Here is a 24,725-nt window from a genome sequence, read left to right on the forward strand (position 1 = left end):
CGCAGCGGTGCGCAAGAGAGAGGTCTGGTCCGGCCGGTCGGTGTTCATTCTCGCCGCCATCGGCTCGGCGGTCGGGCTGGGCAACATCTGGCGTTTCCCGTACATCGCGTACGAGAACGGCGGCGGTGCGTTCATCGTGCCGTATCTGGTGGCCCTGCTGACCGCGGGCATCCCGTTGCTGTTCGTCGACTACGCGATCGGTCACAAGTTCCGCGGGTCGCCGCCGCTGGCGTTCCACCGCCTCAAGCGCGCGACCGAGAGCCTCGGCTGGTGGCAGGTGGGCATCTGCTTCGTCATCGGCGTGTACTACGCGGTGATCATCGCGTGGGCGCTGCGCTACACGTTCTTCTCGGCCACGCAGGCATGGGGCGACGACGCGGAGACCTTCTTCCTGCAGGACTTCCTGCAGATGAACGCGGACGCCACGTTCGGCCTCGACTTCGTCCCGGGCGTGGCGTGGCCGCTGCTCGGGATCTGGCTCGTGGTGCTCGTCATCCTGGGTCTGGGCGTGCAGCGCGGCATCGGCGCGGCGAACCGGTTCTTCGTGCCGTTGCTGCTGGTGCTGTTCGCCGGCATGGTGGTGCGGGCGCTGACCCTCGACGGCGCCGCCACCGGTCTCGACGCGTTCTTCCGGCCGGACTGGTCGGCGCTGACCGACACCGGGGTGTGGATCTCCGCCTACGCGCAGATCTTCTTCTCGCTGTCCGTCGCGTTCGGCATCATGGTCACCTACTCGTCGTACCTCAAGCACCGGACCAACCTCACGGGCTCCGGTCTCGTCGTCGGCTTCTCGAACTCGAGCTTCGAGATCCTCGCCGGAATCGGCGTGTTCTCGGCGCTCGGCTTCATGGCACAGGCGCAGGGCGTCGCCGTCGACGAGGTGGTCAGCGGCGGTATCGGGCTGGCGTTCATCGCGTTCCCGACGATCGTCTCGGAGATGCCGGGCGGTTCCCTGTTCGGCCTGCTGTTCTTCGGCTCGCTCGTCTTCGCGGGTTTCACGTCGCTGATCAGCATCATCCAGGTGTGCGTGTCGGCCGTCGAGGACAAGACCGGCCTCACCCGCGTGCCGGCGGTCCTGATCGTCGGTGGCGTCGCAAGCGTCACCTCGCTGCTGCTGTTCCCGACCACCACCGGCCTGAACACCCTCGACGTGGTCGACCGCTTCGCCAACCAGTTCGGCATCGTCGGGGTCGCCTTCGCGACGCTCGTGGTGCTCGCGTGGGGGCTGCGCCGGCTGCCCGAACTGCAGGACCATCTCAACTCGGTGTCGTCGTTCCGGGTAGGCCTGCTCTGGCGGGTCTTCGCCGGCGTCCTCACCCCCATCGTGCTCGGCTACATGCTGATCAGCGAGATCGTGGATCGGAGCCGGGAGGGCTACAACGACCTGCCGGATGCACTCGTCATGACGTTCGGGTGGGGCGTGCAGGCGCTGGTGATCGTGATCGCGGTGGCATTGTCCTTCGCACCGTGGGGCCTGACCGACGCCGAGCTGGCGCATACCGAATCGACGGAAGCGGGAGAGAGACTGTGAGTGGATCTGCGATCGGGATGATGCTCGTCGCGCTGGGGCTGGTGTGGGGCGGTCTCACCGTCAGCCTGCTGCATCTGCGCCGGAATCCGGACGAGACTTCGGGGCAGACGCCGGTTGAACCCCACCACGACTGAAATGTCCGGTCTCGAACCGGCCACAACTCGTTTCGTTTGAATAACGCCACGCCGCGCCGGACTGGCCGGTCTGTTCTTCCTGTGGTCTGCTAGATCCCACCAACACCATGAGTCACACGAGTAACACCAGACCCATGGGTCTCCGCCCCGGAGCCGTCGCACGACTCCGGGGCGGGGGGTGTTCCGGTTCCGACCACGTACAGGAGCGAAGCATGACCACCAGGACCACCCGGCGCAGGCTGCGCCGGCTCACCGCCGCAGCCTCCCTCACCGTGGCCGCTGCTCTGGCGCTGCCGACCGTCGCGGCCGCCGAACCCCCCGCGGACCCCGCAGTCGCCGCTGCGCCGGCGCCCGACCCGCTCCTCGGCGCCCTCGAGACGCTCCGGGCCCAGCCGGGCGCCGATGCGCTCGCGCTCGCCGCCGCCGAGGCCATCGGCTCCGCCCGCGGCGGTGCCACCGACGTCGCCGAGAACTCCCCGCTCTCCGCCTACGAGGACGCCGTGGAGTTCCTGCGCGGCCTCGGCATCGAACCGTTCCTCTACCCCACCGGTGCGCCCTTCTGCACCGAGGGCGGCAGCCTGCCGCTCGGTATCGCCCCCGCCGTCGCCGGCGCGGCTCCCGGCCCCTGGCCCAACCTGAACATCCCGATGGTCGGTCCCGTCAATGCCGTCGATCCCGGCGAAACCCTGTTCGCCTTCGTGCCCATGGGCGTCGAGAAGGACAGCGGGAACACCACCGGCATGCAGGTCGCCTGGTTCAACGTCAACACCTTCCAGGGCGGATTCGTGCCCATGGGCACCATCGCCGAGGCCGCAGCCCTCGCCGTTCCCGGCGGCCTGCCCGAGTTCGCCAAGCCCCTCGTCGCCGCCGCGGTGCAGAACTTCTTCGCCGGCGCGGTCCCGCTCGGCGGAGTCCGCGCGGCACCGGTCGCGACCGGCTCGGGAACCGTCCTGGCCGCCGTGTTCGGCACGGTGCAGAACGGCGAGACGTCGTGCTTCTTCCTCCCGACCGTGGGCATCGTGGAGGTTCCCGCCTGATCCGTCGTGTCCGGGGCGCGCATGCGCGCCCCGGACGCGACGGCCGCGTCAGCCGATCGCCTGCAGCTTCTCCAGCCGGTCGAACACGAGCCGCACCACGCTGTCCATGTGCGCCATCACCTGATCCGCCGTGGCCCGACCGGCGGCCCAGCTCACCAGGTTCGACATCCACACGTCCGCGATCACGTGCACCGCGTTGAGGAGCTGCTCGCTGACCACCTCGACCCCGGCCGCCCGGGCGTACATCCCGGTGATGATCGCTCCGAGCCGGTCGAGCTCGGCCGACGACGAGGCGTCCGCGAACATCGCCGCACGCACGAGCGCGTCGTAGAGGTTGTGGTCGCTCTCGAGCCGGCCGATGTAGCCGTGCAGCACCGACATGATCCGTTCGTGAGCCGAGTCGCCGGGGATGTCGGTGTCGCCGAACCTGTTGCTCAGATCTTCGAACAGCAGCACCATCGCCACCACCAGCAGGTGGTTCTTGGACGGAAAGTAGCGGTACACGGTGCCCAGCGCCACGCCCGACCGTTCGGCGACGGCACGCATCTGGACCGCGTCGTATCCGCCCTCGGAGGCCAGTTCCTTCGCGGCCTCGATGATCCTCAGGTAGCGGGCGCGCTGGGCCGGCTTCAGGTCCGCGCCGAGAAGCGAAGCGGACCGCGCCTTCGTTCGGGATGCTGCACTCGGCTCCGCCATCGTCCTCACCTTTCGTACGCCTGCCCGCCAGCGTAGTGCGCCTTCCCCGGGCCGGCGCCGGGACCTGACCGAAAAAATGGACAGGTGTCTGGAACGGGTTCCACCAATCACTAGAACGCGTTACAGTTGCGGGGACCCGACAAGTAGGGAGGCAGCTTCCGTGCGTCACGGCATCACCCTGTTCACCAGCGATCGCGGTATCCGGCCCGAGACGGCCGCCCGAGCGGCCGAGGAACGCGGCTTCGACGCGTTCTACGTCCCCGAACACACCCACATCCCCGTGCGCCGCGAATCCGCACACCCCGCCACCGGCAACGCGACGCTGCCCGACGACCGGTACCGCCGCACGCTCGACCCGTGGGTCGCCCTCGGACTCGCCGCGGCCGTCACCTCGACCATCAGGCTGGGCACCTCGGTCGCCCTGCCCCTCGAGCACGACCCCATCACGCTGGCCAAGACCGTCGCGACCCTCGACCACCTCTCCGGCGGGCGCGTCGTCCTCGGCGCGGGCTTCGGCTGGAACGCCGAGGAACTCGCCGACCACGGCGTACCTCCCGGCAAGCGGCGTACCGCCCTGCGCGAATACCTCGAGGCGATGCAGGCGCTGTGGAACGAGGAGGAAGCCTCCTACGACGGGCAGTTCGTCTCGTTCGGCCCGAGCTGGGCCTGGCCCAAGCCGATCCAGCAGCCCCGCCCACCGGTGCTGATCGGCGCGGGCGGCACCGAGCGCACCTTCGCGTGGATCGCCCGCTCCGCCGACGGCTGGATCACCACCCCGATCGAACGCGACATCGACGACAACGTCGAGCGGCTGTGCGCCACCTGGGCCGAGGCCGGCCGCGCCGGCGCCCCGGAGATCGTCGTCCTCGCCGGCCGGCCCGACCCCGCCAAGCTCCAGCAGTGGCGCGACCTCGGCGTGACCGAAGTGATGTTCGGCCTGCCCGACCGCTCGGAGGACGAGATCCTCGCCTACCTGGACAAGCTCGCCGCCACGCTGGAACCGACCCGCTGACGGTCACGACCGAGAAGGAAACACCTCCATGACCACAGCTCCCTTCCGCCCGCTCCGTGCCGCAGAGGTCACCGCCTGGGACCACGAAGCCGACGTCGTCGTCGCCGGCTACGGAATCGCCGGCGTCTCGGCCGCCATCGAGGCCGCGCGGGCCGGCACCGACGTGCTGATCCTCGAACGCACCGGCGGCTGGGGCGGTGCCGCCTCCCTGTCCGGGGGAATCGTCTACCTCGGCGGCGGCACCCCGCTGCAGCGCGAGCTCGGGTTCGAGGACACCCCGGAGAACATGAAGAGATTCATGCTCGCCGCTCTCGGCCCCGGCGCCGACGAGGCCAAGATCTCGGAATACTGCGACGGCAGCGTCGAGCACTACCACTGGCTCACCGACAACGGAGTGGTCTTCAAACCGGCGTTCTGGGGCGAACCCGGATGGGAGATCCCCGGTGACGACGGTCTGATGTACTCGGGGGGCGAGAACTCCGCGCCGTTCAACGAGATCGCCACACCCGCCCCGCGCGGCCATGTGCCGCAGATGAGCAACAAGCGCACCGGTGAGCAGGGCGGCGGGTACATGCTGATGAAGCCGCTCGCCGAGACGGCAGAATCCCTCGGCGTGACATCCGTCTTCGACATCCGGGCGCAGCGGCTGATCGTCGACGACACGGACCGGGTCGTCGGGATCGCCGCCAAGAAGTACGGGAACGAGGTCTTCGTGCGGGCGCGGCGCGGCGTCGTGCTCACCACCGGCAGCTTCGCCTACAACGAGGCCATGGTCACCTCGTTCGCCCCGCAGCTGATCGGCCGCCCGGGCGCCGCGATCGAGGAGCACGACGGCTGCTCCATCCGGATGGCCCAGGCCCTCGGCGCCGACCTCGCGCACATGAACGCCACCGAGGTGGCGTTCTTCGCCGACCCGCAGCTGATGGCGCGCGGCATCCTCGTCAACGGCCGCGGCCAGCGGTACGTTCCCGAGGACACCTACCCGGGACGCATCGGGCAGCTCACCCTCCTCGAGAACGACAACCAGGCGTACCTGATCATCGACGAGGCGGCATACGAGGAAGGTTGCACGACGACGAGTTCCACCCCGTACTTCCGGTTCCCGCCGAAGTGGGCGGCGGAGACCGTCGCCGAACTCGAATCCGACATGGGCCTGCCGGAGGGCACGCTGCAGGCCACCGTCGAGGTGTACAACCGGCACGCCGCGGCCGGCACCGATCCCGTCCTCGGGAAGAAGCCGGAGTGGGTCACGCCGATCGGCACCCCCGTCGCGGCCCTGGACCTGCGCAACTGCACCGCGGGCTTCACCCTCGGCGGCCTGCGCACCACCGTGAACTCGGAGGTCCTGCACGTCTCGGGCGAACCGATCCCGGGCCTGTTCGCCGCGGGCCGGTGCACCTCCGGCGTGTGTGCGGGGGGCTACGCGAGCGGCACGTCGCTCGGGGACAGCAGCTTCTTCGGCCGTCGCGCCGGCGTCGCCGCCGCCGCCGAGAACTGAGCGTTCCCGAATCCCGTTGTGTGGCCGAATGTCACATGGGTTCAATCGAATCGAACCCATGTGACATTCGGCCGGTTCGGGGTGCTCAGAAGCAGGTCGGCCGGGAACGGCACCGGGCCGGTGACGATCATGAGCGGACCGGCCGGATTCCCGAGGTCCTTGAAGCCGACGCACGCGGGACCGCCCTGCCATGCACCCGGACCGAGCAGCGTGGTCGTCACCGAGAACACGCGGTCTCCGTTGTTGCCCCATCCCGTTCCCACGGCGTCGGGCAGATCCGGGATCAGATCCTTCGCGAGCGCCTTGACGAGAAGCCTTGTGGTACCCGGCGATCCGGCACCGAGAAACAGCGCGTCGGCGACGATGCGCTTGCGTTCGAGTACCACACCGTCCGTGGAGATCCGGTCCGTATGCGCGATCCACGTGCCGTCCCGTCCGCGCTCGATGTCGTTGACCCGGTGCAGCGTCTCGATGCGGACGTAACCCGTCGCCTCGGCCTCCGCCAGGTACGTCACGTCGACGGAGAACTTGCCGCCGTTGTTCACGCCGTAGATCAGGTCGCCGTTGGTGTACGACGGCGCCAGTTCGCCGGCCAGCTCCCGCCGGGCGAACTCCCAGTCGATGGGCATCGGCACACGGAGTGGCCCGAAGCCCTCCTCGGCGACCCGGTCGAGGAATTGCCTCGACGAGCGGTAGCGCTCGTGGTTCAGCAGATCGTCGGGGATGGTCTGCAGGCGCAGCGTCCGCGCCACGCGGGGAAAGTGTTCGGTGGCGAGCAGGTCGTAGTCGATGCGCGACGACACACTCTGCGCGAAACGCTCACCGTCGGGCTGCAGCGTCATCCCTTGGTAGAGAAGGGAACTGCCGCCCACCCTGACTGCACGCAGCCACCCGAGCGAATGTATCGCTCACCTCTTCAGGCCGACAGAACGATACATTCGCTCGCGTGGGGGCGCGTGGGGGTGGGGTGGGAATGGACGGGACGCTCAGACGACGGTGAGCGGCAGGGGGATTCCGCGGTCGGCGAACGTGAAGTTCGCACCGGTGCTGAAGCGGGTGATCGCCACCTCGCCGCATTCCTTCGCGGGTTCGGCGTGGCGGATCACCTCGACGGTGAGCGCGTGTGCGTCCTCGGACACCACGTGCGCGGTGAAGTGCGGGTCGACGCCGCGCACCAGCGCCTGCAGCGGCTCGAGGTGGTGCCCGTCGACCAGAGTCGGCCACGACCCGTCCGCGTCGGCACCCCCGGCTCGCCCGAGGCGCAGGCGCAGCCTGTCCGGCTCCCACCGGATGTCGCGCTGGACGTACTGCCTCGGCGCGAACACGGGGTGGACCGACAGCACCGTCGCCAGTCCCTCGAAGTCGCGCGGCAGGCCGAGGGCGTCGCGTATCCGCTCGGACGCCAGCCCGGCGATGCCGGTCAACTGCTTGCGGGTGAGGGCCAGCGCGGCGTCCTCGTCCGTGCGTTTGCGCACGCCGATGAGAAAACCCAGTGTGAGCAGATGCTGCTGCAGGCACACCTCCTCCGCGATCCGCACCAGGGCCGAGTGCGAGAAGTCCGCGAACCGCAGGTCGGAGAGCAGGGGCCCGGAATAGTCGCCGAGTCCCTCGTCCGCCGGGTCGATCGCGCTGAGTTCCACTGCGACGGCCGCGGTACGCCCGATCGCCTCGGTGTGGGGCGCGGCCTGCGGCGGAACGTGCGACGGGTCGATCGTCACCGTCCACGCGCAGTGCGGATGGCGGCCGGCCGGCCGGCGCGGCGGCCGGTGGATCGGCCGCACCCGGGCGTGCGGGTTGGTGGCAAGGGCGGTCGCGTCGAACGTGGGGTCCTCGATGTCGTGGCACATGGCCTTCACGTACGCGTCGCCCATCGGTTCGACGTCCATGAGCGCGCCGCAGTGGTCGAGCCGGAACTCACCGTGGTCGTGGTCGTCGACGCGGAACCGGAAGTCCATGAACTGCGGGGGCGCGCCGATGTCGAGTTGCAGCCCCTTGAAGATCGTCTCGACACCGTCGCCCTCGTACCGCAGGGCCCGCTGCATGCGCCGGGTGTACCACGGGCTCGACGCCTGCCACTCCTCGACGGCGACCTCGGTCATTCCCTCCCGTCCGAACGCCGAGATCAGGTGCGCCATCCCGGAGCGGTCGATGAGCTGACCGCACAGGAGCAGTTCGGGGACGAGGACGGCGAGGTCGGCCCGGGAGAGCGCCGCGAAGGAGTCGCGGACGTTCACCGGGCTCACCACAGCGGAACCGGCGCCTGTCCGGCCGGATACCAGCCGGGAAGACGTTTCGTCGAGGTCGACCGTTCGATCCGCTTGTTCATGCCGTCGGACAGGGCGTTGCCCGTGATCATCTCCAGGAAGAGGTGGGAGACGTTCCCGAAGTCGAAGAAGTCACGCTGCCAGGACCATCGGAAGTTCCCGCCGTAGCGGAACCAGCTGCCGCCGAAGCCGTGCACCTCGTAGTGCGACCCGTCGTCGCGGGTGGCGTCGGCGACCTGTTTCCAGAAGCCGATGACGTCGCCGGTCCGCTCGTCCACGACGAACCGCTGATAGGGATACTGCCAGCCCTCCAGGCCGGCCATCTCCTGGCCGAGCGCGAGCTCGCGGATCTCCTCGCGCCCGACGGCCATGAAGTCGTCCGTGGGACCGTAGTTCCAGCCGTAGGTCGCGTCCTCGGTGTACATGTCGGCCAAGGGCTTCCAGTCACCGGCTGCCTCGGCCTTCTTGTTGGCCTCGATCCAGCGCTCGATCATCTCGTCGAGTTCTGCTCGGTCGAAGGGTGCCATGACTTGTCTCCTCTGGATCAGTCCTCGACGATGCGGAGGGCTCGGGTGGGGCAGTACCGTACGGCGGATCGGACGTCGCCGCAAAGTTTTTCGGGTATGTCGTCCATCAGGATCCGGACCTTGCCGTGCTTGGGAACGTCGAAGACGTCCGGTGCCTCCAGCGAGCACATCGCGTGGCCCTGGCACAGATCGAGGTCTGCTTCCACTTTCACGGCGCGAGTCCTTACATCCGGGTGCGACGGCGATAGCGCACGGCGCACGGCTGCGCGAGCTGCACCACCATCTTGGAATGGTCGTTGCGGTAGGTGTCGGCCGGCTGAGCCATCTCGAATTCGTAGTCGCGCAGCAGGACCGAGAAGATCGCCTTGAGCTGCATGAGAGCGAACGCCGCTCCCACGCACCGGTGCCGGCCGGCCCCGAACGGGATCCAGGTCCAGCGGTTGACGATGTCCTCCTGCCGCGGATCGAGGTAACGGCCCGGATCGAAGGCATCGGGCTCGGGGAAGTCCTCCGGGATGCGGTTGGAGATCGCCGGGGTAGCGCCGACGAGGTCGCCCTCGCCGATCCGGTACCCCTCGACCTCGAACTCGCCGCGCGCGACGCGCAGCAGCAGGATCAGCGGCGGGTGCAACCGCAGCGTCTCCTTGAGTACCGACTCGAGCATCGGGATCTGCCGCAGCGCATGGAAACTCACGCCCTCACCGTCGGCGTAGAGGACGTCGAGTTCGTCGGTGACCCCGCGCAGGTACTCCGGATTGCGCAGCAACTCGATCAACGCCCATGCCGCCGTCCCCGACGTGGTGTGGTGGCCGGCGAACATCATCGAGATGAAGATGCCGGTGATCTCGTCCGCGCTGAACCGCTCCTTGCCGTTCTCGTCCTTGATGGAGACGAGGACGTCGAGCATGTCGCGATCCTCCTTGCCCTGGGGCGGGTTCGCGATGCGGTCGACCATGATCTCCTCGACGAGGGCGACCAGCCCGCGGCGGGCCTCGTCGCGGCGACGGAAGCTCTCGATGGGCGCGTAGGGGTCGACGAAGGCGAGGGCGTCGGTGCCCTTCTCCAGGTCGTGGTAGAGGCTCGCGAACCGGCTGTCGAGCTGGTCGCGGAACTTCTTGCCGATCAGGCAGGCCGAGGACGTGTAGATGGTCAGCTCCGCGAAGAACTCCAACAGGTCGATCTCACCCTCGTCACCCCACCCGGCGACGATGTCACGGACCTCGCGTTCGATCGTGGCGGCATGGCCCTTCATCTGCTCGCCGCGCAACGCGGAGTTGTGCAGCATCTCCTTGCGGCGCTCGGGGCTGGCATCGAAGACCACGCCCTCCCCGAAGACCGGCTTCATGAACAGGTACGCGGCCTGCTGGTCGAGGTCCTCATCGGCGGAGCGGAAGAAGAACTCGTTGGCCCGAGCCCCGGAGAGCAGCACGACGTTGCGGTCGGCGAGCTGGAAGGCGCCGACGTCGCCGCACTCCTCGCGGACTCGCTGCATCAGGCCGATCGGGTCGGTGCGCAGTTCCTCGAGGTGGCCGTGTTCGTGCTCGCCCCCCGAGACGCGCGTGGGGGTGGTGATCGTGGTCATTCAGGGTCCTTTCCCCGAGAATCCTTCTGCAGAGGCGCTTCCGGCTGCACTTCGGTCAGCACCAGGTGGGTTCCGCGCGGGGCCGAGACGACGGCGACGACGGCGTTCGCGATCTCGGAGGCGCGGAGGAAGTAGGAGTGCCGGGCGAAGCCCCATCTGGTCCAGTCGGCGATCAGCGGCTCGATGATCTCCGCGGGGGCATCGAGTCCCATCCCGGTCTGTGTCGGGCCGGGACGCACCACCGACGCGCGAACCCCCGTGCCCTCGAGTTCCATCCGCATCTGACGCACGAGCGCCTCGAGGCCCGTCTTGGCGGCGACGTAGGCGCCCATGCGGGGCCGCGCGACGTCGGCGCAGTCCGAACCGATGACGACGAAGTCGCCGCGGCGCCGTTCGATCATCCCCGGCAGCACGCGATGGGCAAGACGCTGCGTGCCGACGAGATGGACGTTCACCTGGAACTCGAACCGGTCCGGATCCATCTCGTGCACGAGCCGGAAATCCATGTCACCGGCGCCGGACAGGACGATCTCGGTGGGACCCAGGGCCTTCTCGGCGGCGTCGACGAACTCGTCGACCGATTCGGTGGACGCCACGTCGAGGAAGTGCGCGAAGGCCTCGCCGCCCTCGCCGCGGATCTTCTCCGCGAGGGCCTCGCACTGTTCGACGCGCCGCGCACCGAGGGCGACCGGGTGACCGAGGGCGGCGAGCGCGAAGGCGGTGGCCGTACCGATGCCGGAGGAGGCGCCGCTGACGATCGCGGGCCGGCGCGGCGGATTGGGTTCGAATCTAGGCATGTCGCCGGGTCACCTCTACGGGCAGGGCCGCGAGGCCTCGGACGTTGGTGGAGTGGACGCGTTCACAGCGGTCGAAGTCGACGTCGTAGTCGGCGACGCGCGCGGCGAACTGTTCGAGCGCGATGTTCGCCTCGAGGCGCGCAAGGTGGGCACCGAGGCAGAAGTGCACGCCGCCACCGAAACTGGCGATCTTGGACGCGCTGTCGCGGCCGATGCGGAAGGTGTCGGGATCCTCGAACACCTCGGCGTCGCGGTTGGCCGAACCGATGAGCAGCAGCACCTTGTCGCCCGCGCGGATGGTGCTGTCGTGCACGTCGATGTCGGTGGCGGCAGTGCGCGCGACGATCTGGCTGGAGGTGTCGTAGCGCAGCGTCTCCTCCACCCAGCCCGGGGCTGCGTCCGGGTTGCCGAGGACGCGGGCCACCTCGGTCTTGTTCTTCGCGCCCCAGTACAGTGCGTTGCCGAGCAGTTTGGTGGTGGTCTCGTTGCCCGCGACGACCATCAGGAACATGAAGCCGATGATCTCGTCGTCCTCGAGGCGGTCTCCGTCGACCTCGGCGTCGAGCAGGGCCGAGGTGAGGTCCTCGCTCCGGTGGGCGCGGCGCTGCGCCAGCATGTCCGCGTAGTAGCCGACGAGGTTCAGCGACGCCTCCATCGCCGCGACGGGCACGTCGAGTACGCCCCGCTCCCGGTGGACCACCAGATCCGCCAGCCGGCGCAGTTCGGCGCGGTCGGCCTCGGGCACGCCCATCAGTTCGGAGATGACGTCCATCGGGAGCTTGCCCGCAAAGTCCGCGATCCAGTCGAATTCGTCCTTGTCCAAGGCGGTGTCGAGGTAGTGGAGAGTCAGCTCGAGGATGCGGCCGCGCAGGTCGGCGACCCGGCGCGGGGTGAAGCCCTTGGAGACGAGCCGGCGCATGCGCATGTGGCGGGGGTCGTCCATCGCGAGGAACGACATGACCTTGTGGGCGTGGGGGCCGTAGGCCGCCGGGTCGAGGGACACCCCGTTCGCGCTGGAGAGCCGGGTGTGGTCGCGGAAGCCCGCGACGACGTCGGCGTGCCGGGACAGGGCCCAGAAGCCGAGGTCGTCGTTGCGGTAGAGCGGCGCCTCCTCGCGCAGGCGCCGGTAGATCGGATACGGGTCCTCGTGGAAGCCGTAGTCGTAGGGATCGAACAGGAGCGGTTCGAGCGAAGCCTGGGTCATGCGCTACTCCAATAGAAGTTTGGCGGAGGTCTCCAGCCGATCGGCGATCTTCTCGTAGGTCTCGTACCCCATGCCCGCCCGGACTAGGGCGCCGGCGTAGAGCATTTCCAACGCTTCGATCTCGTCGGGATCGGCGTCGGGGCCGAGGGCCGTGGCGAGCCGGTCCCGGATGTCGAGGCCGATGCGGGCGCGCAGGTGTTCGACGTCGGGGTCACGGCCGAGCAGCGCGCTGGTGACCGCGCCGGCGAGTTCGGGCTCGTCGGCCATCATCAGCGCGACGTTGCGCAGCACCGCGACCACGCGGTCGACCCGGTCGGTCGTGGCCGCCTCGGGTTCGGGCGAGGCGGCGAGCCGGCGCCAGAACACCTCGGCGACGAGGTGCTCCTTGGACGAGAAGTAGGTGTAGGCGGTGGCCGGTGCGACACCGGCCCGAGCGGCGACGTTGCGTACGGTCAGTCCTGCGAACCCCTCTTCCCGCAGGACCTCGACGGCAGCGCGCGTCAGACGGTCCACGGTGTCGGCCTGCTTCTCGGTGAGACGGCGGCGGGTGGATTCGAGATTCACATTTCTGGACACGTGTCTGGACATTACTACGGTCGCCTGTCCGAGGCAATGGTCCCACCCACCCGAATTCGCTTCAGACCTTCGGATACACCCGTACGGGCATGGATTTGATGCCGTTGATGAAGTTCGAGCGCAGCCGCCGGACCGGCCCTGCGGGCTCGATGCGCTCGATCCGGCGCGCCAGGGTCTCGAACAGGATGCGCAGTTCCAGGCGCGCCAGGTGGGCGCCCAGGCAGAAGTGCACCCCGGTGCCCCCGAACGCCACGTGCGGGTTGTGGGTCCGGCCGATGTCGAAGACGTGCGGGTCCTCGAAGACGTCCTCGTCCCGGTTCGCGCTCGGGTAGTAGACCACCACCTTGTCCCCCGCCTCGACGGGCTGGTCACCGATCGTCGCCGGACACGTCGGCGTGCGGCGGAACCCGATCACCGGGGTGACCCAGCGGAGGATCTCCTCGACCGCGCCGGCGGCGAGTTCCGGCTCGGCCTGCAGGCGGCGCCACTGATCCGGATGGTCGATGAAGGCCTGCATGCCGCCGGCGGTGGCGTTGCGCGTCGTCTCGTTCCCGGCCACCACCAGCAGCACGAAGAACATGTCGAACTCCATCTCGGTCAGCGTGTCACCGTTCTCGTCCGGTTGGACGAGCCGGGAGACGATGTCGTCGCGTGGCTCCACCCTGCGCGCCGCGGCGATCTCGTTGGCGTACAAGAAGATCTCCGCGGCGGCGAGTTCCCCGTCGGCCTGGGTGTTGCCGTACTCCGGGTCGTCGAACCCGATCATCCGGTTGGACCAGTCGTAGAGCCTGCCGACGTCCTCCGTGGGTGCGCCGAGCAGGGCGGCGATCACCTCGAGCGGAAGCGGGGCGGCGGCCACCGGCACGAAGTCGACGACCGCGCCGTTGCGGCCCCGCTCGATCAGATCGTCGACGATGCGGTTGCAGATGTCCCGGATGTGCCCTTCGAGCGTCCGGACCATCCGGGGCGTGAAGCCGCGGCTGACGAGCTGGCGCAGCCGGGTGTGCGCGGGCGGATCGAGGTTGACGAGCATCGCCGCCTGCTTGAGGCGGGTCTCGTCGTCGAACTCGTCGATCTGGGTCGTGCCGAGCGCCGACGAGAACGTCGCGCTGTCGCGGGAGACCGCGGTGACGTCCGCATGGCGCGTCACCGCCCAGTAGCCGGGTCCGTCCTCCTCGTCCTGCCGGTAGACCGGGCAGCCGTGCCGCAGCTCGGCGAAGAAGTCGTGGGGTACCCCCTCGGTGTAGAGATCGGGGTTCTTCAGGTCGATACGTGATGCCGTCACGGGACCACCTCGCACTTGTTTACGAATGATCGTCGTTTATAAGCTACACATATTCGTTTGAAATGGAAGACCCGTAGGATGGGCGGATGGAAACCGAGAAGAAGAGGCCGATGCGCCGTCGAAACCTCAGCCGCGAGAAGGTGATCGAGGCGGCACTGGAGGCGGTGGACGAGTCGGGCTGGGAGCAGCTGACAATGAGCACCCTCGCCGGCCGCCTCGGCATCGTCACCGCCTCGCTCTACAACCACGTCCGTGGTCTCGACGACGTCCGCGGCGAGATCCAGGTGCGGACGATGGCCGACCTCGGTGAGCGGCTGCGCGAGGTGGCGATGGGGCGCAGCGGGCCGGAGGGCCTGCGCACCCTGATCGATGCGCATCGTGCGTGGGCCGCCGAGCATCCGCACCGCTACCAGACGCTGACGACGGAACCGATCGAGCGCAGCGCCCTGATCGCGGCGGCCCTCGACGCGAACAGGGCGCTCCGCTCGATGCTCGCCTCCTGCGGGGTGCCGGAGGAGGACACGCTCGAGGCCGCGGTGAGCCTGTTCACCGCGATGCACGGGTTCGCCACGATCGTGCGCAGCGGCTTCCTCGGCGACGAACTCGACCTCGACCGCATCTACGAGAACGTGGTCGCGGGAGCCTTCGCGGCGGCGGGGGTGACTCCGCTGCCGCGCTGAGCCATTACCCGGTTCGGCGTCCGGGGTCTACCACTCCGTACCCGCGATCTTCAGTGGGTCGGAGTAGCAGCTGCCCCACCGGACCGCAGCTGTTCCGCCGCCTCCTCCGTCACGATTCCCGGAAGCAGGAAGTTGGTGAGCATCCGTCTGTTTTCCGGGTCCCCCTCGGAGCCGAAATCCATCCGCCCGACCAGGATGAGCTGCACCAGCGCGATCCACTGGCAGATCTCCTCGTCGGTGAGGCCTTCGCGGATCTCACCTCGTTCGCGGGCCTCGTCGAGCAGCGGCGCCCACATCTCCTGGGTCAGCCGGACCGCCAGTCCGGTGCTGCCGATCAGAGCCGTCGCCATGTCCATGTGTTCGGGACTGACGATCAAGCGGACGATCGGATCGTGGCGACCACGGTCGACGAGAAAGATCAGGCCGTCGACGATCTGCTCCGCGAACGTCGTCCGTTCCCTCAGGAACGCACGAGCCTTGTCGAACAGCCGGCGCGACCGCAACTCGATCAAGGCCGTGATCAGCGTGTCACGGTCACCGAAGTAGCGGTAGACGGTCGGCCGCGAAACGCCGGCCTCCTTGGCGATGTCGTCCATCGTGGTCTTCGAGAGCCCGTACCGCTGGAACATCGACTCGGCAGCCTTCAGTATCTGCCCTCGCGCCACCTCTGCGTTCTCACTGAGGACGTTCGCCCGCCGTCGCGCCATGTCGCACCCCCGAACTCGTCCTCACCGACTCCTACGGGCAATGATACAAGTAATGACCATTGTCAAGCATCGGGCCCGCGACTGTGGCACGGAGCGTCCGACGCGGCACCAGTGTCACTCGAACAGATCCGGCAGTCCATCCGAGACGCGATCAGGAAACTTCGGATCACGTTTTTCGAGGAAGGCGTCGACACCTTCGCGCACGTCGTCGGAGGAGCCCCGGACATAGATGCCGATCGACTCGGCGCGGTGCGCAACCTCGGGTTCCGACGCGCCGAGCATCCGCCACATCAGCTGACGGGTCAGTGCCGCCGATACCGGCGACGTGCCCGAAACCAGTTCCCGGGCGACCTCGAGTGCGCGATCCAGTACCTGATCGGCGGGCACGACCTCACGTACCAGACCCCGGTCGAGAGCTTCGGTGACCGGCACCATCTTGCCGCCGACCGTCCATTCGACGGCGGTGGAGATTCCGACCGCCCGCGGGAGGAACCACGTCGAGCATGCCTCCGGCACCAAGCCGCGGCGAGTGAACACGAAACCGAACTTGGCCGTATCCGAGGCGATGCGGATGTCGGCCGGAAGCGTCATCGTGACGCCGACGCCTGCTGCAGGCCCGTTGATCGCCGCGATCACCGGCTTCAGGGAACGGTAGATCCGCAGCGTCACCTGACCACCCGTGTCGGCGGGGGCTCCACCGGTCTCCGGATCGTCGCCGAGGACGAACGTGTCGCCGCCTGCGGCGAGATCGGCGCCCGCGCAGAACGCGCGGCCGGTTCCGGTGAGCACAACCGCGCGTACTTCGTCGTCGGTGTCGGTCTCGTCGAAGATCTCGATGAGCCGGTAGCACATCGCATTGGTGAACGCGTTGAGCCGATCGGGACGGTTCAAGCGCACGACGGCGATCTCTCCGTGCCGCTCGAGGATCACCGCGTCGTCGGTTCCGGTCCGAGCCACGAGGGCTCCTTTCTGCGCGACGGGTGCGTCAGCGCACCTTGTCGAATCGTTCGGAGACGTCCCGGTACTCGGACCGGATCGCCGTCTTCGACAGCTTGCCACTGGGGAGCCGGGGCAGCGGCTCGTCCCGGATCACGACGTAGCGCGGAACCTTGTAGTCGGCGACCAAACGGTCGCAGTATTCCACGATCGTTGCCGCGTCGACCCCGTCCTTCACAGTGACGATCGCCGCGGGCGTCTCGCCGAAACGCTCGTCGGACGCGGCAATGACCGCGACCTCCTCGACACCCGGGATCCCACTGATGACACGCTCGATCTCGACGGGCGAGACGTTGATGCCGCCGGTGATGATGAGGTCCTTGAGGCGGTCGACGAACTTGACGCGCCCGCCCTCGTCGAGGGTGCCCAGGTCCCCGCTGTGCAGCCAGCCGTCGCGCAACGCGGACGCCGTCGACTCCGGATCGTTCCAGTAGCCGGGGGTCACGCCGGGTCCCCGCAGCAGGATCTCCCCCTCTTCGCCGGGCTCTGCGTCGGTGCCGTCGGTGCGGACCACCTTCGTCTCGGTGAAGATCGAGCCGGACCCGCAGGTGTCGGGGTGGTCGAAGGCTTCGGAGACGAGAGTCGCAGTCGCGACCCCGCCGGCTTCGGTCATGCCGTAGATCTGACGCAGCGCGACGCCCTTGTCGGCCCACCGCTTCAACAGGGCCGGTGCGACTGCCGCGCCGCCGACGATCGCGGTGCGCAGCGACGACAGGTCGGCCTTCTCGAATTCGGGCGACCGCGAGATCGCTTCGAAGATCAGCGGAACCCCGAACAGAGCCTGCACCTTGTGCTCACCGAGCAGTGCCGCGGCACGACCGGGATCGAGTTCCTTCTCGATGATGAGCGTGCCACCGAGCACCGTGGACATGACCAGCCCCCACACGAGGCCCGGGGTGAACACGAGCGGCAACACCAGCAGCGACGTGGAACCCGGACGGAAGCCTTCCTCGGTGAGGGTGGCCTCGAACACGATGTTGAGCAGAGTCCGATTGGTGCAGATGACGCCCTTCGACAACCCCGTGGAGCCACTGGTGAACAGAAGTGCTGTGGGGTCGTCGGGCGCGAGGTCGACGCGGAAGTCGTCGCGCTCCCCTTCCCGCAGCGCCGCGATGTCGGTGAACCCGAACGTGTCGAAGGGATCGCCGAGGTCACGCGCCTGGGCGACCGTTGCGGAGAACTGTTCCGGCGCGATGACCAGGACGGCACCCGCGTCATCGACGACCTTGCGGAGTTCCGCCGGCTTGAACCGGGGATTCAGCGGGACGAGCACCGCACCGGCCTTGAGTACGCCGAGTGCCACCACGGGCCACGTCACCGAATTCGGGCCGAGCACTCCGACACGCTCACCCGGCTTGATGCCCCGGTCGACGATCTCACGAGCGACGCGGCTGGACCAGTCCTGGAGTTCACGGTAGGTCAGAGCCTCACCGGCAACGATGATCGCGTTCTGTTCCCCCTTGGTCTTCGCCCACCAATACAGGGCCGAGCCGACGGTGGCAGCCATGTGTCCCTTGCCTTCCTTGACCGAGAGAATACGAATCCGTTTTGTGTACAAGAATTTTCAGCGCGAGAGGAGCGCGGGTCCTCATATCGCGTACACCTCAGGCTATAGGCTCACTCATGAGACGTCAATCAAATTTTGTAAATTGCAAAGGGCGGCTCGCACCGGCGACGAACCCGGCGGCAAGCGCGGCCACACCGCCGATCACGAATGCGGCCACAAACGCACGCTCGGAGGGAATGTCGGCACCCGCGATCGTGATCGTCGCGAGGAGCATCCCCACCAGCGCGCTCGCCAGCGAACTGCCGAATGTCCGTGCGATGGCGTTGATGCCGTTCGCAACACCGGTGTCGTGCAGCGACACATGCTCGACGAGCATTGCCGGCAGGGCGCCGTAGGCAACGCTGACGAAAACATTGAGGACCGCCACCGCAACGATCACCTGCCACGGGCGGTCGTGGGCGAACCCGACAAATGCGAACCCACACACGCCGATAGCGCACGCCACCATCAGCACCCGCTCGGCGCGGAACCTCCGCACCAGGAACCCGCTCACCGCAGCCGCGGAGATGCCGACAACCTGCCCGGGCAGCAGGTACAGCAGGCTCGTCTCGAGCACCGAAGCACCGAACCCGTACCCCGCTTCCTCCGGGGCGGCCTGCACGAACACGGCTGTGGCCAGGAACTGTACGAACATCGCGATTCCCACGAGGAACGCGGCAAGGTGGGCGGGCGCCACCGCACGTGCGGTCAGGAGGGCTGGGGCCACCAGCGGCGCATCGGATCGCCGCTCGTGCCGGTACCAGGCGGCAAGCACGAGCACACCCGCGACGACACAACCGATCGTCGGCACGGACACCCAGCCCCACGTCCCGCCCTGCGCGAGCGCCAGAAGCAGTGCGGACAGGCCGACCGCGAGCCCGACCGCACCCCAGAGATCGGATCCGGATCCGGTCCCGGAACCGGGCGAACCGGGAACGACCGCCCACGCAAGTGCAGCTGCAATCACCGCGAGCGCCACCAGCAGCCAGAACACGCGACGATAGTCGTCGCCGTCGCTGTACAGCAGTCCGGCGGCGATCATTCCCGCACCGCCGCCGACGCTCATCGTTCCCGACATGATGCCGAGCGCCGCCGTGAGCCGATACGGCCCGAGAGCGCTGCGCAGCACAGCGACGCCGATCGGAAACAGCGCGAACGACGTCCCCTGCAGCGCTCGCCCGGCGATGAGTACCGGCAACGAGTCCCACGCGACACACAGCAACGAACCGACGAGCACCACTCCCAGGATGCCCAGCAGCACTTTTCGTGGTCCACGTCGGTCGGCGAGCCTGCCCAGCAGCGGCGTACAGACTGTGGCCGTCAGAAGATTCCCGGTGACGATCCATCCCACCGCATTCGTACCCACCCCGAGCTGCGCCGCGATATCGGGCATCAGCGGCACGACGGCGGTCTGCATGACCGAGGTGATCATCACGACGAAGCAGAGCGCCGGGATCAGCACACCGGGCGAGACGGCAGGTGTGCGCACACGCGTTCGCGCAGTGGCGAGACGGAGGGTCACCATGGGCCGATCTACAGATCCAGAGTGAGCTTGGGGGTGCAGCTGCGGGATACGCAGATCATCATGCAGTCGTTCTCCGCCTGCTCGTCCTCGGTGAGGACGGAGTCGCGATGATCCGGAATTCCTTCCAGCACAGTGGCTTCGCATGTACCGCAGGTTCCCTCGCGGCACGAGAACGGCGAATCGACGCCCGAGCGGAGCACTGCGTCGAGCAGTGTTTCGCCCGAGTCGACAGTGATCGTCTTGCCCGATTGCCGGAGTTCCACCTCGAATGCCCCGTCGACGGCGTCGGCCGGCCGCTCCTTCGCGGCGAACCGTTCGACGTGCAAGGTGACACCCGAGCGGTTGCGGCACTCGTTCTCGATGGCGTGCAGCAGTGGTTCCGGCCCGCAGCAGTAGACACCGGTGCCGTCCCCGAGGGCGTCGAGCGCTGCCGCCAGGTCGAGGAGCCCGCATTCGTCCTGAGGCCGGAGCTCGACTCGGCCGGGATACCGGGCGACGAGGTCGTCCGCGAAAGCCATGCTCGCGCGGGTACGTCCGCCGTACAGGAGCCTCCAGTCGGCGCCGGCCGCGTCGGCCGCCCGCACCATCGGAAGTATCGGCGTGATGCCGATTCCGCCCGCGACGAAGAGATACGACTGCGCGGGCTCGAGGCTGAAGTTGTTGCGGGGGCCGGCGATGCTGACGAGGTCGCCGACCTGCAGCGAGTCGTGGATCCACCGCGATCCGCCGCGTCCGTTCTCCTCACGGAGGACCGCCACAGTCAGGCAGGTGTCGTCGGCCGGGTCGCCGCACAGCGAGTACTGCCGGACCGTCGACTCGTCGATGATGACGTCGATGTGCGATCCGGGTTCCCATGCGGGGACGGTCCCCCCGTCGGGATCGGCGAACCGCACCGCCACGACGCCGTCTGCAAGTGCGTCCTTGCCGATCACCTGCATCTTGCCCTGCTCCACATCGGTGCTTCCGGCCATCAGCGTTTCCGTTCCCCTGGACATCACCTACGCTCTAATCTTAAGTAATTAGTTTTAAGGGACGCAAGGCCCGCAGACGAACCTCATGACACGCAGCACCGGGAGCAGCCACATGACCTCGACAGATACCGCACACGACACCGGCTCGATCCTCGACCTCTTCAGGCTCGACGGGTCCGTCGCCGTCGTCACGGCCGCCGGCAGCGGCCTCGGAGCAGGGTTCGCCCGCGCCCTCGCGGAGGCCGGGGCGGACGTGGTGATCGCCGCACGCCGTCGCGAGAAGCTCGACGCCGTCGGCCCCACGATCGAGGCCACCGGCCGACGCTGCCTCATCGTCCCCACCGACGTCACCGACCCCGAGCAGTGCGACGCCCTCGCCCGGGCCACGGTCGCCGAGTTCGGTCGGCTCGACATCCTGATCAACAACGCCGGCGTCACCCATTCCGCACCCGCGACGCGCGAGCGACCCGAGGATTTCCGTTCCGTGCTGGACGTGAATCTGCTCGGCGCGTATTGGGCAGCGCAAGCATGCGGACGCGTGATGAAGCCGGGCTCGAGCATCGTCAACATCGCGAGCATGCTCGGGCTGGTCAAGTCGGTGCTCCCCCAGGCCGCCTACGCCGCGAGCAAGGCCGGTCTCGTCGGCCTCACCCGCGATCTGTCCCATCAGTGGTCGCAGCGAAAAGGGATCCGCGTGAACGCGATCGCGCCGGGTTTCGTCGAGACCGACCTGATCGCCGAGATGTCGTCGGATACCCTCGAGGAGTTCCTGCGCGGCTGCTCGCTCGGTCGCACCGCCACGCAGCGCGAGATCGACGCCGCCGTCGTGTTCCTCGCCAGCCGTGCTTCCGGCTACATCACCGGGTCGACGCTCGCCGTCGACGGTGGGACTTCCGGACACTGACTCCGACGACGAAGGGCGAAACGATGACGATCTCCAGCACCGTGACCACACTTCGGGGCGACGGCGTTTCCCTGGTCGCCGATGTCTGGGAGCCCCCGTCCGAGCGGAAGGGGACCGTCCTGCTGTTGCACGGCGGCGGGCAGACGAGGCACTCGTGGCAGCGCACCGGAATCCGCCTCTCGGAACAAGGATGGCGCTCATACGCGATCGACGCGCGCGGGCACGGCCACAGCGGATGGGCCGACGACGGCGACTACAGCTCCGACGCACACGCGCGCGACATCTGCACGATCGTCGACGAACTCGGTGAGCCACCGGTGCTCGTGGGAGCGTCGATGGGCGGTATGGCCTCACTCGTCGCCGAAGGAGACAATCCGGGGCTCTCCCGCGCGCTGGTGCTGGTGGATATCACCCCGAAGGCCGAACCCGAGGGGTTGGCCAAGATCACCGGATTCATGCGCGCGGGACTGGCGGGCTTCGACAGCCTGCACGACGCGCTCGACGCCGTGATCGCGTACAACCCGCACCGGAGCCGTCCGCCGCGGGTGGAGGGGTTGCGTAAGAACATGCGCGAGCGAGACGGTCGCTGGTACTGGCACTGGGATCCGCGGATGCTGTCGCATCGGACGAACCTTCCGGATGCTGCCGCGGAGCGCGAGGAGCGGGCCCGGGCCGCGGCGCGCGCCGTCGCGGTTCCGACCCTCCTGATTCGTGGTGCCCAGTCCGACGTCGTCAGCATCGAAGGTGCGCGCGAACTCCTGGAACTGATCCCCGGGGCGCGGTACATCGACGTGGGCGGTGCCGGGCACATGGTGGGCGGCGACGACAACGACGTGTTGAGCCGCGGCCTGGTCGAGTTCCTCGACGAGGCCGTCCTCACGGCGTAACCACCGGCCGGACCGGAACAGATAGCATCTATAGGTCACCCGCCGGGCAGACCCGCCCGGTGGACCGCACGAGCTGAAAGTAGATGATGGCCCGACCGTCGAAGCCTCTCATCAGTCGCGCGTCCGCGGTGGCGGCTTCCATCGAGATCATCGACTCCGAGGGACTCGATGCCTTCAGCCTGCCGCGGCTGGCGAAGCACCTCGGGGTACGGGCGCCCTCCCTCTACCACCACTTCGCCGACAAGTCGGAGATCCTCCAGGCTGTCGCGCGACAGATTGCCGGCGCCGGCACCCTGCCACGCCGCAGGCCCGGCCCGGACTGGCCCGAGTACTTCGTGACGCTGAGCATGAATCTGCGTCAGTCGATCCTCAAGCACCGCAATGCCGCGCCGATCCTGCTCCAGTATCTTCCGCGTGATCTGCTGATCGGCACCTACGAGGACACTGCCCGATTCCTGGAGGAGTCCGGCGTGCCGGCCCGCCTGCACGTCCAGATTCTCGACGGCATGGAGCGTTTGACGCTGGGCGCAGTGCTCACCGAGGCGATGCGCAAGCCGAGTACGAAGAACACGATCTTCCCGAACGTCGACCCGGAGTCGCAGCCGCTGCTGGCGCGGGCTCTCGCCGAGAACGAGATGACCTCCCGGCAGTTGTTCGAGGAAATGATCCGCAGCTTCCTCCACGGCGTGGTGCGCAACGCTCAGGTAGAGATCGCGGACAAGAGCCAACTGAGCGTGTCGGCCCACTGAGCGTGTCGGCCCACCGAGCGTGTCGGCCCACTGACCTGATCGGCAGTCGTACGACCACCCACGACGCAACGACGACGCCCCGCGGATCGAATCGCGGGGCGTCGTCGTCGGTCCTACCGGGCCGGAGCGGGCATGTGGACGGTCTTGATCTCGAAGAACTCCTCGAGACCTTCGAGGCCGCCCTCACGGCCCACGCCGGACTGCTTATAGCCGCCGAACGGCAGGGTGAAGTCCATCGTCGCGGTGTTCACGCTGATGGTGCCGGTGCGGATGCGCCGCGCAACCTCGAACCCGTGGTCGATGTCCTCCGTGTACACCGCACCCGACAGCCCGTACATCGAGTTGTTGGCGATCGCGATGGCGTCCTCTTCGTCTTCGTAGGTGATCACCGAGATGACCGGACCGAAGACCTCTTCCTGCGCGATCCGGGAGTCGGGGTCGACGTTGTCGAGCAGTGTCGGTGCGACGAAGAAGCCCTTGTCGAATCCCTCCGGTCGACCGCCGCCGAGCACGACCTTCGCGCCGTCCTCCTTCGCGATGTCGATGTATCCCAGGACGCGATCCTGCTGTCGCTTCGACGCGAGTGGGCCGAGGAAATTGGTCGGCTCCCACGGGTTGCCGATCGGCAACGCGCCGTACGCGGCCTTCAGGACCTCGAGCACCTCGTCGTGACGCTTGCGGGAGACGAGCACGCGCGAGAGGGCGATGCACGCCTGACCGGACTGCATGCAGCCCCCCATGGGGAGCGTCTGCACCACATGGTTGATGTCGGCGTCGTCGAGGATGATCGCCGCGGACTTGCCGCCGAGTTCGAGCGAGACACGCGCGATGCGCTCGCCGGCCAGCGACATGATGCGCCGGCCCGCCGCGGTGCTGCCGGTGAAGGTGACGTGGTCGACGTCGGGGTTGGTCACGAGCGTCTCCGACACCTCGCGGTCGGCGCACAGCACGCTGACGACCCCCTCGGGAATGCGACCTTCGGCGACCAGCTCGGCGATGATGTCCGCGAACACCGACGGCGAGAGCGGTGCCTCCGGTGCGGTCTTGAGCACGACCGAGCAGCCCGCGGCCAGCGCCGGGGCGAGTTTGAACGCGATCGTGCCGACCGGGCCGTTCCACGGGATGATCGCGGCAACGACGCCCGTCGGTTCCTTCACGATGCGCGAGACACCGCCCGCTGCGCGCGGACGCTCCTCGGTGGTCTCGAACGTGCGGGCCACCGCGGCCACCGCACGGAACAACCCGCCGACCATCTCCTGGGTCGGCCGGCTGACGCTCACGGGCACGCCGACCTCGATGACCCCGATCGGGGTGAGCTCGTCCACCCGCCGTTCGAGGCGGTCGGCGATGGCGTCGACGACATCGGCGCGCTCTGCCATGCTGCGAGACGACCACTCGCCCTTGTCGAACGATTCACGCGCTGCGGCAACCGCTTTGGCGACGTCTTCGACCGTGGCGGTGCGCACCCGCGCGACCTTCTCCTCGGTGAACGAGTCGACGACGTCGACCCATTCGCCGCCGGTCGAATCGACCCAGCGGCCGCCGATGAAAACCTGTTCGCGGTCGGCGATCGACGGGCTGGTACCCGTCGAGGCTTCGGTGGTGGTCATATGTGAA

25 protein-coding genes are annotated in these 24,725 nt (G+C 68.1%); 9 read left to right on the plus strand and 16 right to left on the minus strand.

What is annotated here, in order from left to right:
• Positions 1 to 7 precede the first annotated feature (7 nt).
• The 3 genes from JYA75_RS26135 (at position 8) to JYA75_RS26145 (ending at position 2,702) form a co-directional block, all read left to right on the plus strand.
• Positions 8 to 1,531 (plus strand): sodium-dependent transporter, encoded by a 1,524-nt coding sequence (locus JYA75_RS26135; protein WP_152103895.1) that lies wholly within the window; start codon positions 8 to 10, stop codon positions 1,529 to 1,531.
• Positions 1,528 to 1,665, plus strand: a complete 138-nt coding sequence (locus tag JYA75_RS26140; RefSeq protein ID WP_072634473.1) for a methionine/alanine import family NSS transporter small subunit — start codon at positions 1,528 to 1,530, stop codon at positions 1,663 to 1,665. The genes JYA75_RS26135 and JYA75_RS26140 overlap by 4 nt, the downstream gene beginning before the upstream one ends.
• 212 nt (positions 1,666 to 1,877) lie before the next feature.
• The gene (locus tag JYA75_RS26145; RefSeq protein ID WP_006946975.1) at positions 1,878 to 2,702 is read left to right on the plus strand and encodes a hypothetical protein; all 825 of its coding nucleotides are present in this window, start codon (positions 1,878 to 1,880) and stop codon (positions 2,700 to 2,702) included.
• 48 nt (positions 2,703 to 2,750) lie between these two features.
• Here JYA75_RS26145 and JYA75_RS26150 read toward each other — a convergent pair whose 3' ends face one another.
• Positions 2,751 to 3,398 carry a TetR family transcriptional regulator gene (locus JYA75_RS26150; protein ID WP_006936229.1) on the minus strand — a complete coding sequence of 216 codons (648 nt, stop codon included), beginning with the start codon at positions 3,396 to 3,398 and terminating at the stop codon, positions 2,751 to 2,753.
• Positions 3,399 to 3,558: 160 nt separating this feature from the next.
• Between JYA75_RS26150 and JYA75_RS26155 the strand changes: the two genes are divergently transcribed.
• Both JYA75_RS26155 and JYA75_RS26160 read left to right on the plus strand, forming a co-directional pair.
• A complete protein-coding gene (locus JYA75_RS26155) occupies positions 3,559 to 4,410 on the plus strand; it encodes an LLM class F420-dependent oxidoreductase (protein WP_203329522.1) in 852 nt (283 codons plus the stop codon).
• A gap of 28 nt (positions 4,411 to 4,438) precedes the next feature.
• The gene (locus JYA75_RS26160; RefSeq protein WP_006936231.1) at positions 4,439 to 5,908 is read left to right on the plus strand and encodes an FAD-dependent oxidoreductase; all 1,470 of its coding nucleotides are present in this window, start codon (positions 4,439 to 4,441) and stop codon (positions 5,906 to 5,908) included.
• A 41-nt stretch (positions 5,909 to 5,949) separates the two neighbouring features.
• Here JYA75_RS26160 and JYA75_RS26165 read toward each other — a convergent pair whose 3' ends face one another.
• From JYA75_RS26165 to JYA75_RS26205, 9 genes are all read right to left on the minus strand, one after another.
• The gene (locus JYA75_RS26165) at positions 5,950 to 6,750 is read right to left on the minus strand and encodes a hypothetical protein (RefSeq protein ID WP_235431169.1); all 801 of its coding nucleotides are present in this window, start codon (positions 6,748 to 6,750) and stop codon (positions 5,950 to 5,952) included.
• Between the two features lie 144 nt (positions 6,751 to 6,894).
• The gene (locus JYA75_RS26170) at positions 6,895 to 8,154 is read right to left on the minus strand and encodes a hypothetical protein (protein ID WP_029541692.1); all 1,260 of its coding nucleotides are present in this window, start codon (positions 8,152 to 8,154) and stop codon (positions 6,895 to 6,897) included.
• Positions 8,148 to 8,699: a nuclear transport factor 2 family protein gene (locus JYA75_RS26175; protein ID WP_050034678.1), complete on the minus strand. Its 552-nt coding sequence runs from the start codon at positions 8,697 to 8,699 to the stop codon at positions 8,148 to 8,150. The genes JYA75_RS26170 and JYA75_RS26175 overlap by 7 nt, the downstream gene beginning before the upstream one ends.
• A gap of 17 nt (positions 8,700 to 8,716) precedes the next feature.
• Positions 8,717 to 8,911 carry a ferredoxin gene (locus JYA75_RS26180; protein ID WP_006936239.1) on the minus strand — a complete coding sequence of 65 codons (195 nt, stop codon included), beginning with the start codon at positions 8,909 to 8,911 and terminating at the stop codon, positions 8,717 to 8,719.
• 11 nt (positions 8,912 to 8,922) lie between these two features.
• Positions 8,923 to 10,281 carry a cytochrome P450 gene (locus JYA75_RS26185; RefSeq protein ID WP_203329523.1) on the minus strand — a complete coding sequence of 453 codons (1,359 nt, stop codon included), beginning with the start codon at positions 10,279 to 10,281 and terminating at the stop codon, positions 8,923 to 8,925.
• Positions 10,278 to 11,078, minus strand: a complete 801-nt coding sequence (locus JYA75_RS26190) for an SDR family oxidoreductase (protein WP_185713804.1) — start codon at positions 11,076 to 11,078, stop codon at positions 10,278 to 10,280. Before JYA75_RS26190 ends, JYA75_RS26185 begins: the two co-directional genes overlap by 4 nt.
• Positions 11,071 to 12,282 carry a cytochrome P450 gene (locus tag JYA75_RS26195; RefSeq protein ID WP_006936246.1) on the minus strand — a complete coding sequence of 404 codons (1,212 nt, stop codon included), beginning with the start codon at positions 12,280 to 12,282 and terminating at the stop codon, positions 11,071 to 11,073. The genes JYA75_RS26190 and JYA75_RS26195 overlap by 8 nt, the downstream gene beginning before the upstream one ends.
• A gap of 3 nt (positions 12,283 to 12,285) precedes the next feature.
• The gene (locus JYA75_RS26200) at positions 12,286 to 12,846 is read right to left on the minus strand and encodes a TetR/AcrR family transcriptional regulator (RefSeq protein WP_006936248.1); all 561 of its coding nucleotides are present in this window, start codon (positions 12,844 to 12,846) and stop codon (positions 12,286 to 12,288) included.
• Positions 12,847 to 12,919: 73 nt separating this feature from the next.
• A complete protein-coding gene (locus tag JYA75_RS26205) occupies positions 12,920 to 14,143 on the minus strand; it encodes a cytochrome P450 (RefSeq protein ID WP_185713805.1) in 1,224 nt (407 codons plus the stop codon).
• A gap of 86 nt (positions 14,144 to 14,229) precedes the next feature.
• Between JYA75_RS26205 and JYA75_RS26210 the strand changes: the two genes are divergently transcribed.
• Positions 14,230 to 14,823, plus strand: coding sequence for a TetR-like C-terminal domain-containing protein (locus JYA75_RS26210; protein ID WP_050034675.1), 594 nt, complete (start codon positions 14,230 to 14,232; stop codon positions 14,821 to 14,823).
• Between the two features lie 50 nt (positions 14,824 to 14,873).
• Here the strand turns inward: JYA75_RS26210 and JYA75_RS26215 are convergent, their stop codons facing one another.
• From JYA75_RS26215 to JYA75_RS26235, 5 genes are all read right to left on the minus strand, one after another.
• Entirely contained in the window at positions 14,874 to 15,530 is a 657-nt protein-coding gene (locus JYA75_RS26215) for a TetR/AcrR family transcriptional regulator (RefSeq protein WP_006936256.1), read from the minus strand.
• 114 nt (positions 15,531 to 15,644) lie between these two features.
• A complete protein-coding gene (locus JYA75_RS26220) occupies positions 15,645 to 16,487 on the minus strand; it encodes an enoyl-CoA hydratase-related protein (RefSeq protein WP_029541682.1) in 843 nt (280 codons plus the stop codon).
• Between the two features lie 28 nt (positions 16,488 to 16,515).
• Positions 16,516 to 18,033: an AMP-binding protein gene (locus JYA75_RS26225; protein WP_029541679.1), complete on the minus strand. Its 1,518-nt coding sequence runs from the start codon at positions 18,031 to 18,033 to the stop codon at positions 16,516 to 16,518.
• A gap of 124 nt (positions 18,034 to 18,157) precedes the next feature.
• Complete coding sequence (locus tag JYA75_RS26230) at positions 18,158 to 19,534, minus strand: MFS transporter (protein WP_239010500.1); 1,377 nt, start codon at positions 19,532 to 19,534, stop codon at positions 18,158 to 18,160.
• Between the two features lie 71 nt (positions 19,535 to 19,605).
• Positions 19,606 to 20,568, minus strand: coding sequence for a PDR/VanB family oxidoreductase (locus tag JYA75_RS26235; RefSeq protein WP_185713806.1), 963 nt, complete (start codon positions 20,566 to 20,568; stop codon positions 19,606 to 19,608).
• Positions 20,569 to 20,680: 112 nt separating this feature from the next.
• Here JYA75_RS26235 and JYA75_RS26240 point away from each other — a divergent pair, with 112 nt between their 5' ends.
• From JYA75_RS26240 to JYA75_RS26250, 3 genes are all read left to right on the plus strand, one after another.
• Positions 20,681 to 21,472, plus strand: coding sequence for an SDR family NAD(P)-dependent oxidoreductase (locus JYA75_RS26240; protein ID WP_203329524.1), 792 nt, complete (start codon positions 20,681 to 20,683; stop codon positions 21,470 to 21,472).
• 23 nt (positions 21,473 to 21,495) lie between these two features.
• Positions 21,496 to 22,359: an alpha/beta hydrolase gene (locus JYA75_RS26245; RefSeq protein WP_050034672.1), complete on the plus strand. Its 864-nt coding sequence runs from the start codon at positions 21,496 to 21,498 to the stop codon at positions 22,357 to 22,359.
• 86 nt (positions 22,360 to 22,445) lie between these two features.
• Complete coding sequence (locus JYA75_RS26250) at positions 22,446 to 23,108, plus strand: TetR family transcriptional regulator (RefSeq protein WP_029541668.1); 663 nt, start codon at positions 22,446 to 22,448, stop codon at positions 23,106 to 23,108.
• 113 nt (positions 23,109 to 23,221) lie between these two features.
• Here JYA75_RS26250 and JYA75_RS26255 read toward each other — a convergent pair whose 3' ends face one another.
• Positions 23,222 to 24,718: an aldehyde dehydrogenase gene (locus tag JYA75_RS26255; RefSeq protein WP_185713807.1), complete on the minus strand. Its 1,497-nt coding sequence runs from the start codon at positions 24,716 to 24,718 to the stop codon at positions 23,222 to 23,224.
• Positions 24,719 to 24,725: the final 7 nt, after the last annotated feature.

The sequence above is a fragment of the Rhodococcus sp. PSBB066 genome (assembly GCF_017068255.1).
In the GTDB taxonomy this organism is placed as follows: domain Bacteria; phylum Actinomycetota; class Actinomycetes; order Mycobacteriales; family Mycobacteriaceae; genus Rhodococcus; species Rhodococcus aetherivorans.

Bases quoted from the DNA above. Each gene is read 5' to 3' on its own strand.
- JYA75_RS26145 (WP_006946975.1), top strand. From the start codon at position 1,878: ATGACCACCAGGACCACCCGGCGCAGGCTGCGCCGGCTCACCGCCGCA.
- JYA75_RS26150 (WP_006936229.1), bottom strand. From the start codon at position 3,398: ATGGCGGAGCCGAGTGCAGCATCCCGAACGAAGGCGCGGTCCGCTTCG.
- JYA75_RS26160 (WP_006936231.1), top strand. From the start codon at position 4,439: ATGACCACAGCTCCCTTCCGCCCGCTCCGTGCCGCAGAGGTCACCGCC.
- JYA75_RS26165 (WP_235431169.1), bottom strand. From the start codon at position 6,750: ATGACGCTGCAGCCCGACGGTGAGCGTTTCGCGCAGAGTGTGTCGTCG.
- JYA75_RS26175 (WP_050034678.1), bottom strand. From the start codon at position 8,699: ATGGCACCCTTCGACCGAGCAGAACTCGACGAGATGATCGAGCGCTGG.
- JYA75_RS26185 (WP_203329523.1), bottom strand. From the start codon at position 10,281: ATGACCACGATCACCACCCCCACGCGCGTCTCGGGGGGCGAGCACGAA.
- JYA75_RS26190 (WP_185713804.1), bottom strand. From the start codon at position 11,078: ATGCCTAGATTCGAACCCAATCCGCCGCGCCGGCCCGCGATCGTCAGC.
- JYA75_RS26195 (WP_006936246.1), bottom strand. From the start codon at position 12,282: ATGACCCAGGCTTCGCTCGAACCGCTCCTGTTCGATCCCTACGACTAC.
- JYA75_RS26210 (WP_050034675.1), top strand. From the start codon at position 14,230: ATGGAAACCGAGAAGAAGAGGCCGATGCGCCGTCGAAACCTCAGCCGC.
- JYA75_RS26215 (WP_006936256.1), bottom strand. From the start codon at position 15,530: ATGGCGCGACGGCGGGCGAACGTCCTCAGTGAGAACGCAGAGGTGGCG.
- JYA75_RS26225 (WP_029541679.1), bottom strand. From the start codon at position 18,033: ATGGCTGCCACCGTCGGCTCGGCCCTGTATTGGTGGGCGAAGACCAAG.
- JYA75_RS26235 (WP_185713806.1), bottom strand. From the start codon at position 20,568: ATGGCCGGAAGCACCGATGTGGAGCAGGGCAAGATGCAGGTGATCGGC.
- JYA75_RS26240 (WP_203329524.1), top strand. From the start codon at position 20,681: ATGACCTCGACAGATACCGCACACGACACCGGCTCGATCCTCGACCTC.
- JYA75_RS26245 (WP_050034672.1), top strand. From the start codon at position 21,496: ATGACGATCTCCAGCACCGTGACCACACTTCGGGGCGACGGCGTTTCC.
- JYA75_RS26250 (WP_029541668.1), top strand. From the start codon at position 22,446: ATGGCCCGACCGTCGAAGCCTCTCATCAGTCGCGCGTCCGCGGTGGCG.
- JYA75_RS26255 (WP_185713807.1), bottom strand. From the start codon at position 24,718: ATGACCACCACCGAAGCCTCGACGGGTACCAGCCCGTCGATCGCCGAC.